This is a genomic window from Ruegeria sp. CDSB114, from assembly GCF_059611025.1.
Map to the genome: position 1 here is coordinate 268190 of NZ_JBXWOT010000003.1, position 18160 is coordinate 286349.

The following is an 18160-nucleotide window of genomic DNA, read 5'->3' on the forward strand; positions in this document are numbered from 1 at the left end:
TTCACTCAGCGGCGCTTTTTACACGATCAGCTTGCTGTACCAGATCCAGAGTTTCTGGACGGTTCAACTCTTGTTCGACAATGGGCCGGTTCAGGTCTTTGGACTGCAGGAAAATCCGCCCAATATATTCGCCCATTATTCCCAGGAACATCGCATTCAAGGTCATCGACAGCAGCAACAGGATGGTGGTTGTGGCAAAACCGCCCGGCCAGTTCTGGCCAAAGAACAGCTTGCCGATCACATATCCGATCATCAGCAAAAACGTCCCTGTGCCAACCGTCAGACTGATCATCGAGGCAAGGCGCAAGGGCAGAAGCGAGTGGTTGATCAACCCGTCGACAGCAAGCGATAGCATGGCCCGAAACGGAAATTTCGACTCGCCAGCGGTGCGCGCATTGCGATCATATTCAAAGCCGATCTGGCGGAAACCCATCCCACTGATTAACCCGCGAACATAAGGAGAGCGATCATCGACCCGGCGCAGCTCGTCCAGAATACGCCGGTCAGTCAGCCGAAACTCGCCCGCATTTCTCGGCAAATCATCATTGCTGATCATGTCGATCAACGCATAAAAGCCGCGCCGCGCGGCAGCGACGATGGGGCCGTCCGGCAGGCTACGGCGAATGCCGTAAACCACGTGATATCCCTGCCGCCAGGTATCCAGCATCTGCGGGATCAGCTCGGGCGGGTCCTGCATGTCGCAATCCAGTTGGATCGAACAGGCCCCGTTTGCGGATCGATAGGCCGTCAGAACTGATGACTGATATCCCATATTGCGGGCAAACCGGATAACCCGGACACGGGGATCAGCAGCAGCAATATCCGACAGGATTTCAAATGTACGATCCGTGGAATGGTTGTCAGTGAAAATGATCTCGGGCTCATAAGAGGGCAGATCGTCAAACACCTTGGTCACACGTTCATAGGCCGTGCGAACGTTATCTTCTTCGTTCAAAGCGGGGATCAGGATTGAAACCAAAGTCACGCGTTCATCTCCGCTTGTTGTGACTGTTTTGTCCATTGAACCGTCCTTTCAAGGCCTTCACGCAAAGCGATTTTTGCCGACCAGCCATAACGTTCCGCCATCTGTGAAGGATCCGAAACCAACAATACCGGGTCATCCTTCGGCGGCGCAGAGTAAACCAAATCCAGAGCTGCTCCGGTCAACACCTGCAACTCTCCTGCGACTGCTGCCATATCCGGAGCATCGCCAGTGACAACATTGATGACCGACCCCGCCTTGTTCGGCGCGTCAGCAATCAAAAGCAGCGCTTCGACTATATCGTCAATATGTATCAGATCACGCCGATCATGTGGACGATGAAGGAAAACCGGGGCTTTCCGCAACAGGCGGCCAATGGCATGGGGTATGAAGAAATCTTCTGACTGTCCGGGACCATAGGTCAGCGCCAACCGAGCCGTAACAGCCTTGAACGGCAGCCGGGGCTGAGCCATTTCAATATATTGTGTTCCGGCCACCAGAGACGCACCATAGGAACTTCGCGGGTTCTCTCGCGAAGTTTCGACATAGGGCAGCTTGATATCACCATATTCCGCAATGGATCCTGTGCGCACAAACGCATCGGGCGGCTGATCACAGATGGCCAAAGCGGACAGGATCGCAACCAGCGTCGAGAGATTTTGCAAAATACTGGCATTCAGATCTGCCAGGTCATCAGTCTCGGCAAATTTTGTCTGCGCGGCGGTATGCAAAACTACCTCGGGTCGGAACGCATTCGCGACGCGTTTGATCGCGGCAACATCCGAATAACCATCAGTGAAAACGCGGATTCCCGAAACATCTTGCAAACGGTCCAGAGAGGAACCCGGCCGCGTAAGCACAGCGACCTCATCGCCCCGGGCCAAACAGGCCCGAGCCAGATGAGAGCCGATGAATCCGCTGGCTCCGGTGATCAGTACGCGCGTCATTGTTTTCCCTTCAGGGAATAACTACTGGCATTGGCAAAGGCACGATGAACTTGCCGCCAGCGGCTTCGAAATCAGCCATCTGCTCGCGGATTTCGTCAAAGAAGTTCCAGGCCAAAACCAACAGGTAATCAGGTTTGCGTTCCATGACCGCTTCGGGGGCCAATACAGGAATAAGCTTGCCCGGCGAATACAGGCCCTGTTTCAACGTGTTCCGGTCAACCAGAAAATCCAGAGTTTCCGTGCCGATATCAAAGTAGTTCAACAGCGTGTTACCCTTAGCGGGCGCACCGTAGCCAGCGATCGTTTTACCCGATGCCTTGAGGTCGGCCAGCATGGAAACAAGGCTGTCCTGCATCACGTGAACACGCTCGGCAAAAGCTTCGTAAGCCTCTTTGCTGGTCATGCCCGCGGCGTCTTCGTCGGCCAGCATTTCGGCGACGATCGGCGCTGGGGCTTTGTTCAACGCGGCAGGCTGCATGAACACGCGCATCGATCCACCATGAACCGGCAGCTTGGTGACATCCACCACATCCAGCCCGACGGACTGGCCCAGCTTGACGACGGACAGAAGGCTAAGTTCAGAGACATGTTCGTGATAGACATTGTCGAACTCGTTGGTCTCGAGGATCATCTTGCCCCAAGGCACTTCGATGATGAAGACGCCGTCGTCGGTCAGCAGGTCCAGCACGCCTTCGGTAAAGCCGTGCAGATCGTCGATATGGTTGAAGGTATTGGTCGTCGTGATGACGCTGGCCGGCCCTTCGGTTTCACGAATCTGCTGCGCGGTGGCGCGGTTGAAAAAGTCCACATGGACCCGAACGCCCCGTTCGCCGGCAATCTTGGCAAGGTTGGCCGCCGGGTCGATGCCCAATGTGCGCCCGCCCTGATCATTGGCATGGGACAGCATCAGACCGTCATTACAACCGATATCAATGATCAGCCCACCTTGCGCACGCTCTACCGCGACCGAGGCGAGTTCGGCGAAATGTGTATGCATTGTTGCCGCACCGGACGGGACATAAAGATAGTCCGTAAAGAAATCAGCAGGCACCTGATCTGCAACCTGGATCAAGCCACAATCCAGACAGGCCTGAGTATTCAGCGGGAAAGCCGGTTGCGGAACATCCTTTTGCTCGGGCCGTGCGAACATATTGGCGGGCGGGTGATCGCCCATCGGCAGCACAAGCATAAGGTTGGTAGACCGGCAGGTACGGCAGGTCGTACGAACAGACGTATTGATGCTTTGATCGTTCATCAGACCAGTGCTCCTTGGAATTTCAATGCAAATTCTTCAAATTTTGCATGCATATAATCGATTTGCGCTTGTATCAGGCCATGGTGACAAGCCAGCAGAATACCCCCGCGCATAACCGCATCGGAATTGGGATAGCCCGCGGGATCTGCTCGATATTCTACTTGCTTCATGGCAGGCTGACGCAGAATGTTTCCGGTAAAGACAGGCCGAGTTTGAATGTCTGAAGTCTCAAGGAATATCTGCATCTCGCGCCGCGTGAATGGGGCACCTTCGCGCAATGTCAGCGGGAAGGCCAGCCAACCGGTGCGCGAGTTCGGCAGTTGTTCAGGCAGGATAAACCAGTCTTCATAGCGGGCAAAAAAGGCGCGATGAGCAGCGAAGGCCTCTTCGCGCACGCGGATGTTGTTGTCCAATTTACTCAGCTGCACCAACCCGAATGCCGCGCTGATTTCCGAAGGTTCAACGTTATAGCCAAGATCCTCGAACAGAAATTTGGCATCATACTCGATCCCGTCCAGTTTGACGTTGAACCGGTTCTCGATGGCCTCGGATTCCACAAACAGCGAGGACGACCGCCCCCAGGACCTCAACAAAAGCGCCTTGCGGCCAAGCTCTTCGTCATTCACGCACAACATGCCGCCATTCCCGGCGCCATTGATGACGTGGCTGCCGTAAAAGCTGGTGGTAGAGACGTCGGAATAGACGCCCGTGCTTGTACCGTCGATGGTTGCGCCCAGCGTGTCGGCACTGTCTTCAATCACCTTCAGGCCATGCGCATCGGCCAGCTCGCGGATACGGCGCCAATCTGGCAGGTTTCCGATCAGTGACGGGATCATGACGGCAGATGTATTTGGCGTAATCATGCGTTCGATCGCGTCTACGTCGATATTATAGGTCCCGACCGCGGCATCCACAAAGGTCGGGATCAGGCCCTGACGGACAAGCGGAGCAACCGTCGTGGCAAAAGTCAGGGCCGGAGTGATAACTTCGCTGCCCTTTGGCAAGTCCAGAATCTCGACCGCGAGATAGTTCGCCGATGACCCCGAGTTCACCATGATGCCGTGGCGTTTGGAAAACAAAGCAGCCACTTTTTCCTGCATCTCGCGCACTTTGGGGCCCATCTGGGTGGACGTTTTCAGAACTTCGACAACCGCGTCGATCTCTTCCTGGCCATGCACGGTTTGACCGTAATTCACTCGCATTATTCTTTTCTCCTCAATAACCCGCTATTGCGCGGCGACCGGAGCCCGGTCGAAATCCCGTGAAGACATCAGGTCACTGTAGAACCCGATCTGATTGTTTGTGATCCCACCCATCTCCGCACCGGCGGCATGGGCCTTGTACCAGTCTACTGTCAGGCGAACGGCTTCGGGCAATGTCAGTTGCGGACGCCAACCCAATCCCGTTTGCGCCTTAGTGCTGTCCAGTCGAAGAATACCTGCCTCATGCGGCGCGGCAGATGTCTGTTCAGTAGACGCCATCGAAAACTGTGGAGCTCCGTCGCCCCAGGCATCCTGCATCAAGGTTGCCAACTGCCGGACATCCACCGTCCCCGACACATCAGGGCCAAAATTCCAGGCGCCAGCAAAGCTTTGCCCATCCCGATACATTCGCGCGGCCAAGGCCAGATAGCCCGACAGCGGTTCAAGAACATGCTGCCAGGGGCGCACGCTGAGCGGGTTGCGGATAACCACCGGTTCGCCCGCCTCGGATGCGCGGATCACGTCGGGGATAAGCCGATCTTCGCCCCAGTCGCCCCCTCCGAACACATTCCCGGCCCGGACTGTTGCCAGTTGCGGCCCATCCGCTGATGAAAAGAAGGAATGACCATAAGATTGCGCCACTAGCTCGGTACAGCCCTTCGAGGCGCTATATGGGTCCCTGCCGCCCATCGGATCGTTTTCGCGATAACCCCAGGTCCATTCCTTGTTGTCGTAACATTTGTCACTGGTGACAACGACCACCGCCTTCAACGAGCGCATCCCCAAAGCGGCATCCAGAACATGGGCCGTTCCAGATACATTGGTCGCAAAGGTTTCGGCAGGATCCCTATAGGACCGGCGCACCAAAGGCTGTGCAGCCATGTGGAACACGATTTCAGTGTCCACCCCTGACAGTGTATCCAGCACCGCCTGACGATTGCGGATATCCGCAATCCGGCTGTCGGTCAGCCCGTCAACAGAACAGGCATCAAAGAATGAATGCCCCTGTTCGGGAGGCAATGACAAGCCTGTCACCTCTGCCCCCAGACGCCTCAGCCATGCACAAATCCACCCGCCCTTGAAGCCGGTATGCCCGGTCACAAGAACACGGCGGCCGGCAAAAACGCCATCAAACTGAGAATTGACCTGCCCGCTCACGGTTCACCTCATATCGCCAGAGCAGGGTAGCTCTTGCCCGAACCTTCGTTGAAATTCAGCCAGGGCGGCGTTTCACCTTCGCACAGACCGTCCAGCGTATTCCTGTCGCGCAGAGTGTCCATCGGATGCCAGAACCCATCGTGGCGATAGGCCATCAGCTCTCCGTCGCGGGCCATCTGGGTCAGCGGGGTCTGTTCCAGCGGCTCATTGTCATCAACCATATAGTCCAAGACGCCCGGCTCGAAGACGAAGAAGCCGCCATTGATCCAGGTTTCGCGATTGCGGACCTTTTCGGTGAAGGCGTCAACCCTGTCGCCCTTGAGCTCGATGTTACCAAACCGCGCCGGGGGCTGAACCGCAGTTACGGTCGCCAGCTTGCCGTGTGATTTGTGGAAATCAATCAGTGCATTGATGTCGATATTTCCCACGCCGTCCGAATAGGTACACATGAACGGCTCATCAGGAGTCAGCCAATCCTTGAGCCGACGGATACGACCACTGGTCATGGTATGCGCACCGGTGTCGACCACTGACACATTCCACCCGCCCGGAGCAGAAGGGACCAATTGCAATTCCCCAGTGTCCAACGATACCGATATATTGTTGGCGATCAGGTGATAATTGGCAAAGAACTGCTTCAGCAGCAATGCTTTGTACCCGGCAGCCACAACAAAATCACGATGCCCGAAATGGCTGTAGATATCCATCACGCGTGCGATGATCGGACGCCCGCCCACTTCAACCATGGGCTTGGGAATGGAAACCGTTTCTTCGGCCAGACGCGAGCCTAGTCCACCAGCCAGAAGTACCGTTTTCATTGTCTATCCTTCCTTTATTCGATCAATAGAATTGATGGTCATGTGAATGGGCCCGCCCAGGAAAAATATAGGCAGGTTGAGTCGCGCAGGCACTGGTCATTGTTCAGCCCCTGCAGCTTTCAAGTATACCACACCTTGGCCGTAGCGGTTGTTCAGACCTGATAATTCGACCGGGCGGTAGTTGTTTGCCCGCGCATAGCTCAACAATGGGGCTTCCAGAACGGAATCGTATCCAAGCAGGAAAGCCGAAGGCGGGTTATCTGCAAACAGAGCCGGTAAGTCTTCGGCGCCTGCCATCACGTATTTGCCGGCAAGTTCCGGATCCGTGAAGGGTGCAATTCGGTAAGCGAATGGCCCCGTTGCAAATTCTGGATAAACGCTCAAGCCCGCCTCAAGCGGATAGATCGGCAGCAAAGTCGCGACCGGACCATCAGGCAGTGCACTGCCTACCACCGCATCCCGCAGGACAGCGCCGGAACCGGCAAAACGGGCCGAGGTGAACTTCGAAGGCTCTGTCAGCGAGACCAGGCCCATCCCAATACGCGGGAGTCCCAGGATGACCATCAAGACAATACCTGCCGCAAGCACAGGCACTGCCTCGTGCCGCCGTGGCGGGTCAAGCCGACGGAACAGAACCGCGAGCAGCAGAGGCAGACAGACCAGAGGCTGGATATAATATTGCGGAAAACCGGGCGTTGGAACAAAAGCCATTGAGGCAGTCAAGATAATGATCGCCAGAACAACACCACCATGCCGCAGTTGCGAGGGCTGCATTTCGTCGACACGCGCACCACCACGCAGGATAATCCAAAGCACGGACAGAATGGCCATAACCATCACCAAGCCCACTCCGGCCACCCATGCCGAATGGGCCAGCATCAACTTGCCCGACAATCCCAGGGCCAGCCCCGGTTCTGTTGCGGCGTTGGCCTCCCAATAGGCGACATGTGGTCCGGTGTGAAACCCCAAGACATGCGCCAGAAAGACGCCCGGATCAGCGAGCAGGAAGGCAAACAGGGGCAAGGCCCCGATCAACCCTCCGATCAGCAGCGGCAGAACCACGGCTTTCAGTCGTCGTGCCATCGAAACATCCGCAGGCAACAAGAATGCGGCAAGAGCAATCGGCGGAATAAACAGTACCGCACTGACCTTCATCCCCGCCGCAATAGACAATGCGACGCCCGATAGGACCAGCGTCAAAAATCGCGGCGCGGGCTTTGACGTCTCGATCAAAAACAGGCCAAGCCCGATGACCGCAAATGGCAGTGGCAACAGATTGTTGGTTGCGGCCATACCGGCACCGGTCAGAAACAGCTCGCATGTCACGATGCCGATAACTGAAAAGACGGCGAGAACCGGCGATCCTGACAAGCGCAGCGTTACCCAGCCAGTCGCAGCGATCAATCCAAGCCAGGCCAGAAACAGGCCGATCCGAGCGGACCCCAACAGGCCGAACTCATCGAACAGAATGCCGGACCCAAGATAATACCACGCCGAATAAGGGACGTGATTGTAGAAGAAGTCCGAATAGAGCTCCCACTCTCCGAGCAAACGCGCCGGAGGGACGAACATCAGCTCATCCCGGCGCAGATCATAGGTCATCAGGCGGCCGAACAAACCGGCAATCAGCAACACAAGCCCCAGACCAGCGGTCACGATCCCAAGCATAGCACCCATGCGCGTACTTGACGGGGTGGTGCCCTTAAAGCTTGATATTCTCGCATCGCTCATCTCAGCCCCTCCGATCCAACGCTTGACCCCGGCCAAGCGCACGCGAAATCATGAGGTAAGACAATATGACAACCGGCCCCAATGCGACCGCCTGTGCCAGATAGGGATCAAGCCCAACCTGCATCAAACCGCGCAAAAGCAGCGCATTCACAAAATACAGCACGACATAAGACATCGCATATAGCGGGAAACGGCGGTATCCCTGCACGCCAAAGACAAACCGGGCGTGGATACAAAAATTCCAGATCACACCCAAGATAAACTGAAGCAGAAGCGCAAGCTGTGGATGCATGCCCGCAAAAATCAATAGGGCAAACACGCTGTAGCCAAACGCCGTGTTGATCAGGCCGGCCCAGATAAACCGTACCACCTGCGCACGTTCCTCTGACGGCGCGAAAGCCGAGCGTATATTAAGCCTCGCCATCAAATGTTGGCCCTTTCGGCGGAAATATTAAACACAGAAACCAAATTCGGCAAAATAACCGACACTAGAAAACAATTCTTAATCAGCTGCCAGCGGGCAACAGTTCCGGGTTTTCTCCTTCAGACTGACTGACTGCATTTGCTGCGTTTGTGCCAGCGCTTTTGAAAATGGGCTTAGACGAGAATTCCGAGATCGGAACCGGACGCAGGCCATTTGCACCATACCCTGGCACCAACTCTTTCAGCAGGCGTTTGGCAGCCAGTTCGTCACCTTCTGCCGCAGCCTGTTCCAGTTTCCGGATCATGGCGCGCAGGCGGGCGACGGGAATGCCCTCGGGCCGTGCGGATCCGACGCCCGGAATGCCACATTCGTGGCGCTTCTCAGACGCATCAAACAATTCCTCGAACAGCTTTTCGCCTGGACGAATTCCAATGAATTCGATGTCGATATCCTCATAAGGCTTTAGCCCGGCAAGGCGGATCATCCGTTCTGCCAAATCCACGATCTTGACCGGCCGACCCATATCCAGAACGAATATCTCTCCGTGGCTGCTTTCCATTTTCAACCCGCTTGCGGCCGCAACCAGAGTCAGTTGCACGGCCTCACGGATGGTCATGAAGTACCGTTCCATCCGGGGATCGGTCACGGTCAGCGGACCACCGTTCGAGATTTGACGTTGAAACAGCGGGATCAGTGAGCCCGACGACCCCAGAACATTGCCAAACCGTACCGAGAAGAACCGGGTTTCTTCCTCGGTTCCGTTGGTTACACGGTCCTGCGCCTGAACGTAGAACTCAGCAACGCGCTTCGTTGCACCCATCACATTGGTGGTGTTTACAGCCTTGTCGGTGGAAACCTGCACCATCGCGATAGCACCATAGTTCCGGGCCGCATCCGCGACGTTACGGGTTCCGATCACATTGGTCAAAACGCCCTCGCAGGGATTCATCTCAACCATCGGAACATGCTTCAGGGCTGCGGCATTGAATACCAGCTCGGGGCGATGACGTTCAAAGATGTCATTCACACGCGACGCATTGCGAATGCTTGCGATATACATCCGCCGAGGAACATCTGGAAAGTTCTGCGACAAATCCATGTCGATGGAATAGGCGTTGAACTCGCAATGGTCGATCATCACCAGTTCCGCCGGATCGAAAGAGGCTATCTGACGTGCCAGTTCGCTACCGATCGAACCACCGGCACCGGTCACCAATACGCGGCGCCCACGGAACATCTCGCGCAACATCGAGCGTTCGACAGCTTTTTGTGGCCGCTCGAGAATTTCTTCCGGGTTGATAATACAGCCATTGGCCGCATCCTGGCCTTCTTCCCCAAGACCCGGCACGCGTGAGACAGCGATACCGTTGGATTCACACCAGCTGGTCAGCTTGCGGATGCCGTCACTTTCAAAATGCGTGATCGGTTCGGTCAGGAACAAGCGTCTGGGCAAATGATCCCAGGCTTTAAGCCGCTCGACCACGCGATCGGCATCCAGAAGAGATCCGATAATCTGAACATCGTGGAAATACAGCCCCATGGTATTGCGCGCATCGTCAATAATGCCCACCGGCTGATACTTGGAATGCGTATTCCGCAAAGACCTGACAAATAGATCACAACTTGCACCTGTACCAACCAAAAGCACCGGAACTTTGTCCTGATGTTCGGCCATCAACCGCGCATTCTGGCGATTCAGCTCACGGCTACGGGCAACTACACGCAGGGCACTGAGCAGAAGGATCATCAAGCCAAGCTGAATAATGAAAGCAGCGAAGGGTACAGCCTTGGTCACTTCGAAAACTGCACTGGCAGCCATGAGGCACAGGACCAACATTGTCGATCCCCGCAGAATCAGACGAATGTCTCGCAGTGATGTCGAGCGTGTGTGGCGCCGGTACATGCCCGCAAGCGGGAAAACCGCCAGTCCAATCAGGCTGGACAAGAGCATCAGCGGGAACATGGCTGGCGCCATCTGTTGCGCTACCGTTCCACCATTCGCAAGATTGATTGCCACTACGGCTGAGAAAGACGAAGCAACAATGTCTCCAAAGACTAATCGATGATTGGCACGCAACTCACTAACAATCTGCGTTTGCCAGCAATGAAAACCCGAAACCATTTACCTCACCCCTTTATCTCATCACCGGCTCAATTCCGGTCGAGAATTACTCGTACATCGTTACCCAACAGGGTCCTGCAGCATCAAAACATTGCCACAGCTCCCAACTGATCACTCACAGACCGCTTGCAGCTGTCCTATATAAACCAAAGGCTCGCGATCAGATGATCAACCGAAAGCCTTGTACCCGTATCTTTGTTTTGCCCCCTTCACTTGAGCTTGTCTCAATCGCCCAAGTTGAACACACTCACTTCACTCGTTAATAATAATAATTCGCGCAAGTAACAAAATTGTTCCTCTGGTTCGCCGGTTAGCGCAATTTCTTCAATCTCCTTCAACGCTAACATACGTTTCCGCGCCCTCAAAAGTAATTTCTTCACACTTCATTAACGAATTGCAGCGTTTTCTGAAGTACTCTTTGACTGATATTTTGCTGAGGGTTGCAGAATTTCCTCCCTGTTTCGGCTGACTTGAGCGCCGATTGACCTAGCGTAAACAAGAGAAATGCTAATCTCACGGGGAAAATTACAGTCATTTTCTCAATCCGATGAAATCTTCGGGGGCCGCTGTCCGGGTCTCAATATTGCCCAATCGATCCACAATAAGCCCCTATCGGGGCATTGTGAACCAAGACGCAACAAAGATGACAACTCCTTTCGGCCAATCCTCTAATGAGTCGCAGGCCGGTTTTCCTGACAAAGGCTTTGTGAACTTGGCGCATGCTTGGAAAAATTTCCGCATAGTCAGGGTGCCGGTCAGCTCTGCCGCTTGAATCGAGAATCGATTTGGGATCAACTCAGCCCAGACTTCGTATCAGTGCGCCGGAACTTGGATCCGGCCAGCAGGATGATCCGGGGAGATGTTGGTTCTTGGTTTGATATTCGTAGTTTTCAGCTACAGTTCTTGGGTTTGAATATGAACAGATTTCTCGAAATACTGTGTTGCCTGATCGCGGGCACGATCGCGCTGCCCTTTTTTCTGGCGGGTTGTGTGATTGTGCTGTTTTCGGTCGGGCAACCTTTGTTTTTTGGCCAACGGCGGGCAGGCTGCAACGGGCGCGTCTTTCGCATCTGGAAGCTGAGAACAATGTCCGACACACGCGATCAAAACGGGGCTTTGCTGCCAGATTCGGAACGTCAGACAAAAACCACCAAGCTTCTGCGCCGCGTAAGGCTGGATGAGATGCCCCAGCTTGTGATCATCTTGCGCGGAGATATGGCCCTTGTTGGCCCCCGTCCCCTGCTTCCCGAAACCATCGAAGAGTTTGGAGACAATGGGCGGTTGCGCTGCACGGTTCGGCCCGGTCTGACAGGGTGGGCTCAGGTCAGCGGCAATACCGCGCTTTCAAATGACGAGAAGCTAAAGCTGGATCTATGGTATGTCGCGCACCGGTCACTGTCGCTTGATCTGAAGATATTGTTCGAAACCATTATGGTAGCCTTGGCCGGAGAGCATAAACGCCCTGACCGAATTCAGGCCGCAGACAACTGGCTGGACAGCCGAAAGGAGACACCTGCATGAAGACGGTATTTGTGGGGGCGGTCGAAGGATCGCATGTCGCCTTATCCGCCATATGTGCCCGAGGGTTTGTACCGGATTTGGTGGTGACACTACCGCCGGACTTGTCTCACCGGCACTCTGATTTTGCAGATCTCAAACCCACTGCAGATCGGTATGATATTCCTGTCCACTATACCGCCAAAAGTGACTCGGCCGGAACAATCAAAACCATTCAAGCCGTAAAACCTGATCTGATACTGGTCATCGGGTGGTCTCAGATTTGCGGGCCGGAATTTCGGGCCCAGGCAAAGATCGGATGCGTCGGGTTTCACCCATCCGCCCTGCCCCGTCTGCGCGGGCGCGGTGTGATCCCCTGGACTGTCATATTGGGCGAAACCGATGTAGGCGCGTCATTGTTCTGGCTGGGTGAAGGGGCCGATGACGGCCCGATTGCGGCGCAAGCTCGATATGCGGTCGATCCCAACACGGTAACAGCGCGCGAACTGTATGACCGGGCGCTTCAGGCCCTGACGCAGCTGCTGCCTCAGCTTCTGACGCAAATCTCTGAAGGCGATATCCCGGCGGCTCCGCAGCCAGAAACCGGGATCAGCCTTTGCGCGCGGCGGCGGCCCGAGGACGGGCTGATCGACTGGACTAGACCCGCGGCAGAGATTAACCGGTTGATACGCGCAGCCGGACCGCCCTATCCCGGCGCTTTCACCTACACTGCCTCCGGTGAGAAGTTGGTCCTGCTGGGTGTACAGAACACCGCCCTGCAGGGCTACTATATCGGCCTGCCTGGTCAGATACAGGCCATCGAAGGAAACCGGTTTACGGTCGCCTGTGGGGATGGGAAATGTCTAGACATCACAAGCTGGACCGGCGCCGATGCGCCGCCCGAACTGCACTCAAAGCTCAGGAATTCCGAATGACAACGCTGACACCTTTTGACGGACAGGACGGACCGGTACTTGTGGTTGCTCCGCACCCGGATGATGAAGTCCTTGGGGCTGGCGGCACCATCGCACGACTGGCAGATGCAGGTCGCGCAGTCCATATCGCGATTGTCACAACGGGTCGGTCGCCCCGGTTCAGCACGGAACAGATCGCCAATGTACAGGCCGAAGCCAGGGCCGCACATGAGCATCTTGGTGTGACGCATACGCACTGGTTGGATTTCCCTGCCGCCGAACTGGCTGAGCACCCCCATGGTGACCTGAACGCAGGTCTGGGAACACTGATCCGCGATCTCGACCCAAGTGTCATCCTGGCGCCGCATCCCGGCGACATCCATCTGGACCACCAGTTGAGTTTCCTTTCGACTTTGGTGGCAAGCCGACCTTATCAGGACAAATACCCGACGACGATCGCGGCCTATGAGACGCTGTCCGAGACAAATTGGAACGCGCCATATCTGACGCCGCCATTCGTGCCGAACATGTTTGTGGATATTTCGGACACATTGGAGCGTAAACTGGAAGCCTTCCAGTTATTTGCAAGCCAGGTCAAACAGCCCCCGCACGAGCGTTCGGTTCAGAGCTTGAAAGCGTTGGCAACTTTGCGTGGCGCGACGGTTCACCGGGCCGCGGCTGAGGGCTTTGTCTTGGTCAGGTCGGTTATCTGACTGACTGATCGCAAAATCGCCAAGCTGCGATCAGCGCATCCACGCTTCGGACCATAGTTGGAACATAAAGACCGTCCACAGCTGAGCACCCCAGTTGCGTTTGCCTGATTGGTGCTCGGCCCAGCATTTTTCCAGCGCTGCCTTGTCCACGAAACCCTCAAGCCCGTTCCCATCCAGAAGAATGCTGGAAACACGGGACTTTAGGGGCCCGCGCAGCCAAGCGTTGAGTGGGATACCGAACCCGCGCTTTGGCCGGTCATACAGCGATTGCGGAACCCGCTTTTTCAAAAGCTCCCGCAACGCCACCTTGCCAACCTTCCCGTCGCACCGAAGCGATGCCGAAGAGCGCCAGGCGGCGGTGACAACGCGGTAGTCCAACAACGGCGCGCGCATCTCAAGGCCCACCGACATCGAAGTGCGGTCGGCCTTCACCAGAATATCATCCGGCAAATAATAGAGCGAATCCAACAACATCATGCTGTCCAACTGGCTCAACCCTGCGGGCAAATCATGCGTTCCGATCTCATTGCCCAGCGGGATGCCGGACTTTCCAAGCATACCGGAGGACCAGATCGAAAACTGGGCCTGATAGCGGCACTGGAACTCTCGCCCCTGCAGAACCGGCGCCAGCTTGGCCAGACGATCCGCGCTCAGATCGTCACGCATGCTGCTTGGGGCGAATGGCTTGAGGACAGGCACCAGAGCGCTCAGCACCGATTGCGGCGTCTGCGACAGCGCCTGAATCGCCAGGTCAGGCATCTTGCCCTTCAGGCGTTCAAAAGCCTGCATCCGAACATAGCGAGCATAGCCACCAAACGACTCGTCACCGCCGTCGCCGGACATGACGACCTTAAGCTGCTGGCGCGCCAGTTGCGAAACCAGCAGGGTTGGTAGTTGCGACGGGTCGGCGAAAGGTTCGTCAAACACCTGCGGCAAGCCTTCGATGGCTTGAAACGCCATTTCCGGCGTCGCCGTCACCTCGTGGTAATCCGTCCCAAGATATTCGGCGATGGCCTTTGCATGGTCGGCTTCGTTGGTGTCTTCGTCATCGAAACGCACGGTAAAGCTGGGCACTTTTCTGTTCGACTGCTCTTGCATCATCGCGGTGATCAGCGACGAGTCGATGCCACCCGACAGGAAGGTCCCAACCGGCACATCCGCAACCATCCGCTCGCCCACCGCGCGCAGCAGTTCGGATTCGATTTCAGCTATTGCTGTTTCATCGTCGGGATATGGGTTTGCGCGTGCCTCGGTGACTACCGCCTCGATATCCCAAAACCGCTCGATCCCTTGCAGAAGCACATCCAGCGAGGCCGGTGGGGTGTCAAGTTTGATCTCGACCATAGAGCCCGCAGGTAGTTTCAGGACATTTGGGTAAATCGTGCGCGGGGCAGGAATATATCCCAACCGAAGAAACGATCCTAAGGCTGCGCGGTCCACCTCTGCCGGTCCAAATTCCGGATGCGCGCGCAGTGACTTCAATTCGGACCCAAACAGAACGGTTTTCCCGGCCAGGCCCAGATAGAGAGGTTTTTTGCCAATCCGGTCGCGCGCCAGTGTCACGCTCTGGGTTTTCCGGTCAAACACGGCAATGGCAAACATCCCGTGGACGCGGTCCAGTGTCTTGCGGATACCCCAAAGCTGCATCGCCGCCAGCAAAACTTCGGTATCAGATGTGCCCCTGAAGCTTATGCCCAGATCCTGCAATTCCTGACGCAGTTCCAGATAGCCATAGATCTCACCATTGAACACAATGGTGAACCGGCCATCGGCGGAATCCATCGGCTGTACCCCAGTTTCCGACAGATCAATAATGGCCAGACGCAGATGCCCCAGGGCCACACCCTGATCTGGGTCCACAAACAACCCGGTTCCATCCGGGCCACGGTGTTCAATCGATTGACACATTCTGCCAAGGACGGATGAGGCCTGAGACCGATCAACGGTGCCAAAGTTGATAAATCCGGTGATGCCACACATCGCTCAGATCCCCTTCTGTTCTGGCTGAGAGGCAATCTTTTCGGGATCAAGACTGCCGCTCTCCAAAATGTTCCGATACTGCGCGGCAACGCGGTCAAGCTGGTAGGTATTGGCCACAATCGCCCGGGCTTTTTCTCTTTTTTCCAGATACTCCGGGGCCGACCAATTTGCGGCATGGACCAAAGCGTCTGCCAGCAATTCCGCGTTGCGGGGCGGTACGATCAATCCGCAGTCGCGAATGATCACCGCCGCATCACCCACATCCGTCGACACAACGGGGTGGCCATAGCTCATCGCTTCGACAATGACATTCGGAAACCCTTCGGTTCGGGATGAAAGCACCAGCGCATCAATCCGTTTGTAGAATGCAGCCATATCATGCAGGTCGCCGCACAGCTCTACATTGTCCGCAGTCAGGTTATAGCGCGCCAGCAATGATTGTACTTCGGAGTTTTCAGGCGACATATTCTCTCCGGCCGCGATGATGCGCAGATCGGGGACTGACCGCAGCGCCAGGGACAGAGCCTGGAAAAGGGTTTCGTGATCCTTCTGTGGATGAAACCGCGCCGCAATCCCGAAAACCCTGGGCGGATCGTTCCGCACCAATTTCACTTGCGGCATGATCAGACCGTTCGGAATGACGCAAGACCGCGCAGCAGCAAACCCGTTCTTCGCGTGCTGATCCAATGCGCGTTGCGAATTATAAATGATCCCCGCGCACCTGCCCGACAAACGCCGACACAGGTCCACCGCAATCCGTGTGCTGCGCGTGAACGAGCTGGTGTCGTCCAAAGCCTGCCTCACCGTCCAGTAAATTGGCACCTTTCGACCTGATATCCAGCTGGCAATCAGCCCGATGACCATCGCATGGTACATCCAGCACAGAACCGCCTGCGGTTTATACTGACGGATAAGACGCGATATCTGCAATATCGCGCGGGGCATGGACGACAGTGATCTGGCATTCAATCCGATCAGAACGGCGTTTGGATTTGCACATTGGCTTTTGATCCTGTCCGAAACCTCCGTCAGCGACACCACCAATACCCGATCCCCGGATTTGGCAATCAGCCGCGCCAGCATCGCCTGGGCCCCGCCCTGACCGGAAAAATCGGTGATGACATGCATGATCATCCGTTCAACACCCGAAACTCACTAACCTGATCCGGCGGCACATGCCGGGTCGGAACCTTCAGACACGCGCCCTGGATGCGGCGGTGTGAACTGCCTATGCACGCGCCCGATCTCCGATTTGGCGTACAAATTCTGCCAGACCGGTGATGTCTTGATGCGACCAGGTCGGATCAACCAGAAAAGCAAGGCTGGTTTCACCAAGCTCTTTCGCCACCGGCAAGGGATCAACCGGGCCGACACCAAGGCGTGCGAACATCTCTTCTCTATATATTTCAGAACAACTGCCCGAGAACACGGGGAAACCCGCCTCAGAAATCTCAGCTATGATGCGATCCCTGCTCCAACCCGAGGCCAGATTCTCTGGTCTTATGAACGCATAAAACCGGTAATAGGCGTGTGTCAGCCCGGCAGGTGGAACAGGTACCCGAAACGCAGCGCATCCGGATAGAGCTTCCGCCAAAATCTCGGCATTTCTGGTTCTATGGGCGCGCCACCCGTCCAATTTCGCCAGCTGAATGCGCCCGATGGCGGCGGAAAGCCCGGTCATCCGCAGATTGGTGCCCGGCTGGCCACTATGTAGCCAGCGAAACCCCGGAGGGTGGCTTTTGTTAAACACCTGTTCATAGTTTTTACCGTGATCCTTATAACTCCAGACCTTGGACCACAATTCATCATCATTGGTGATCAGCATTCCGCCTTCGCCGCCGGTTGTGATGATTTTATCCTGACAGAAAGAATACGAGCCGCAGGTGCCAAAGGTTCCCACGTGCTGGTCACCGATCATGGCACCATGCGCCTGCGCGCAATCCTCGATCACCCAGAGGTCCCGACTGCGCGCCAGATCCATGAGACCCGCCATATCCGATGGCCACCCGGCCAGATGGACTGCGATAATCCCCACGGTTCTGTCGGTCAGAACCGGTGCAATCGTTTCTGCGGTGATATTCTGGCTCTCGCGATCCACATCTGCAAATACCGGCTTGCCACCGGCCAGAAGGATCGAACTGGCAGACGCGATAAAGCTACGCGGTGTGACGATAACCTCGTCTCCGGGTCGGATGTTCAACGCCAGCAGCGCGGCGTCCAGAGTGACCGTGCCATTTGCCATGGCGATCGCATGCTGCGCGCCGGTATAGGCGCTGTATTCACGTTCGAACTCTTTGACATCGGGGCCGGTCCAGGCATTCACGCAACCGGATCTTAGCACTGCGCTGACAGCATCAATTTCATCTTCTTCGAAGAATGGCCATTTGGGCATCAGCTGTTTCCCTTCAGATAAGCGG

15 protein-coding genes are annotated in these 18160 nt (G+C 55.9%); 3 read left to right on the forward strand and 12 right to left on the reverse strand.

Annotated elements, in window-relative coordinates:
- Position 1 precedes the first annotated feature (1 nt).
- From AC2FIP_RS10715 to AC2FIP_RS10755, 9 genes are all read right to left on the reverse strand, one after another.
- Positions 2–1021: a glycosyltransferase family 2 protein gene (locus tag AC2FIP_RS10715; protein ID WP_185956666.1), complete on the reverse strand. Its 1020-nt coding sequence runs from the start codon at positions 1019–1021 to the stop codon at positions 2–4.
- Complete coding sequence (locus tag AC2FIP_RS10720; RefSeq protein ID WP_496786345.1) at positions 982–1929, reverse strand: NAD-dependent epimerase/dehydratase family protein; 948 nt, start codon at positions 1927–1929, stop codon at positions 982–984. The genes AC2FIP_RS10715 and AC2FIP_RS10720 overlap by 40 nt, the downstream gene beginning before the upstream one ends.
- Before the next feature lie 10 nt (positions 1930–1939).
- The gene (locus AC2FIP_RS10725) at positions 1940–3184 is read right to left on the reverse strand and encodes a class I SAM-dependent methyltransferase (RefSeq protein ID WP_496786347.1); all 1245 of its coding nucleotides are present in this window, start codon (positions 3182–3184) and stop codon (positions 1940–1942) included.
- On the reverse strand, positions 3184–4386 hold the full coding sequence (locus AC2FIP_RS10730; protein WP_142636227.1) for a DegT/DnrJ/EryC1/StrS family aminotransferase: 1203 nt from the start codon (positions 4384–4386) through the stop codon (positions 3184–3186). The genes AC2FIP_RS10725 and AC2FIP_RS10730 overlap by 1 nt, the downstream gene beginning before the upstream one ends.
- A 24-nt stretch (positions 4387–4410) precedes the next feature.
- Positions 4411–5544 carry a CDP-glucose 4,6-dehydratase gene (gene rfbG / locus AC2FIP_RS10735; protein WP_496786348.1) on the reverse strand — a complete coding sequence of 378 codons (1134 nt, stop codon included), beginning with the start codon at positions 5542–5544 and terminating at the stop codon, positions 4411–4413.
- Positions 5545–5552: 8 nt separating this feature from the next.
- Positions 5553–6362 (reverse strand): glucose-1-phosphate cytidylyltransferase, encoded by an 810-nt coding sequence (gene rfbF, locus AC2FIP_RS10740; RefSeq protein ID WP_142636222.1) that lies wholly within the window; start codon positions 6360–6362, stop codon positions 5553–5555.
- Between the two features lie 96 nt (positions 6363–6458).
- Entirely contained in the window at positions 6459–8093 is a 1635-nt protein-coding gene (locus AC2FIP_RS10745; RefSeq protein ID WP_496786349.1) for a glycosyltransferase family protein, read from the reverse strand.
- A 1-nt stretch (position 8094) separates the two neighbouring features.
- Positions 8095–8517 carry a GtrA family protein gene (locus AC2FIP_RS10750; RefSeq protein ID WP_496691638.1) on the reverse strand — a complete coding sequence of 141 codons (423 nt, stop codon included), beginning with the start codon at positions 8515–8517 and terminating at the stop codon, positions 8095–8097.
- Positions 8518–8599: 82 nt separating this feature from the next.
- The gene (locus AC2FIP_RS10755) at positions 8600–10480 is read right to left on the reverse strand and encodes a polysaccharide biosynthesis protein (RefSeq protein ID WP_496697057.1); all 1881 of its coding nucleotides are present in this window, start codon (positions 10478–10480) and stop codon (positions 8600–8602) included.
- Between the two features lie 1074 nt (positions 10481–11554).
- Here AC2FIP_RS10755 and AC2FIP_RS10760 point away from each other — a divergent pair.
- From AC2FIP_RS10760 to AC2FIP_RS10770, 3 genes are read left to right on the forward strand one after another with little or no spacing between them, the layout of a single operon-like run.
- Positions 11555–12160 carry a sugar transferase gene (locus AC2FIP_RS10760; RefSeq protein WP_281972943.1) on the forward strand — a complete coding sequence of 202 codons (606 nt, stop codon included), beginning with the start codon at positions 11555–11557 and terminating at the stop codon, positions 12158–12160.
- Positions 12157–13071, forward strand: coding sequence for a methionyl-tRNA formyltransferase (locus AC2FIP_RS10765; RefSeq protein ID WP_496693741.1), 915 nt, complete (start codon positions 12157–12159; stop codon positions 13069–13071). Before AC2FIP_RS10760 ends, AC2FIP_RS10765 begins: the two co-directional genes overlap by 4 nt.
- Entirely contained in the window at positions 13068–13763 is a 696-nt protein-coding gene (locus AC2FIP_RS10770; RefSeq protein ID WP_496693740.1) for a PIG-L deacetylase family protein, read from the forward strand. Before AC2FIP_RS10765 ends, AC2FIP_RS10770 begins: the two co-directional genes overlap by 4 nt.
- Before the next feature lie 30 nt (positions 13764–13793).
- Here the strand turns inward: AC2FIP_RS10770 and asnB are convergent, their stop codons facing one another.
- The 3 genes from asnB to AC2FIP_RS10785 all read right to left on the reverse strand — a co-directional run bounded on the left by asnB (position 13794) and on the right by AC2FIP_RS10785 (position 18135).
- Positions 13794–15743 (reverse strand): asparagine synthase (glutamine-hydrolyzing), encoded by a 1950-nt coding sequence (gene asnB / locus AC2FIP_RS10775; protein WP_496786352.1) that lies wholly within the window; start codon positions 15741–15743, stop codon positions 13794–13796.
- A gap of 3 nt (positions 15744–15746) precedes the next feature.
- Positions 15747–16877: a glycosyltransferase gene (locus AC2FIP_RS10780; RefSeq protein ID WP_496786353.1), complete on the reverse strand. Its 1131-nt coding sequence runs from the start codon at positions 16875–16877 to the stop codon at positions 15747–15749.
- Between the two features lie 94 nt (positions 16878–16971).
- Complete coding sequence (locus AC2FIP_RS10785) at positions 16972–18135, reverse strand: DegT/DnrJ/EryC1/StrS family aminotransferase (RefSeq protein WP_496786355.1); 1164 nt, start codon at positions 18133–18135, stop codon at positions 16972–16974.
- Positions 18136–18160: the final 25 nt, after the last annotated feature.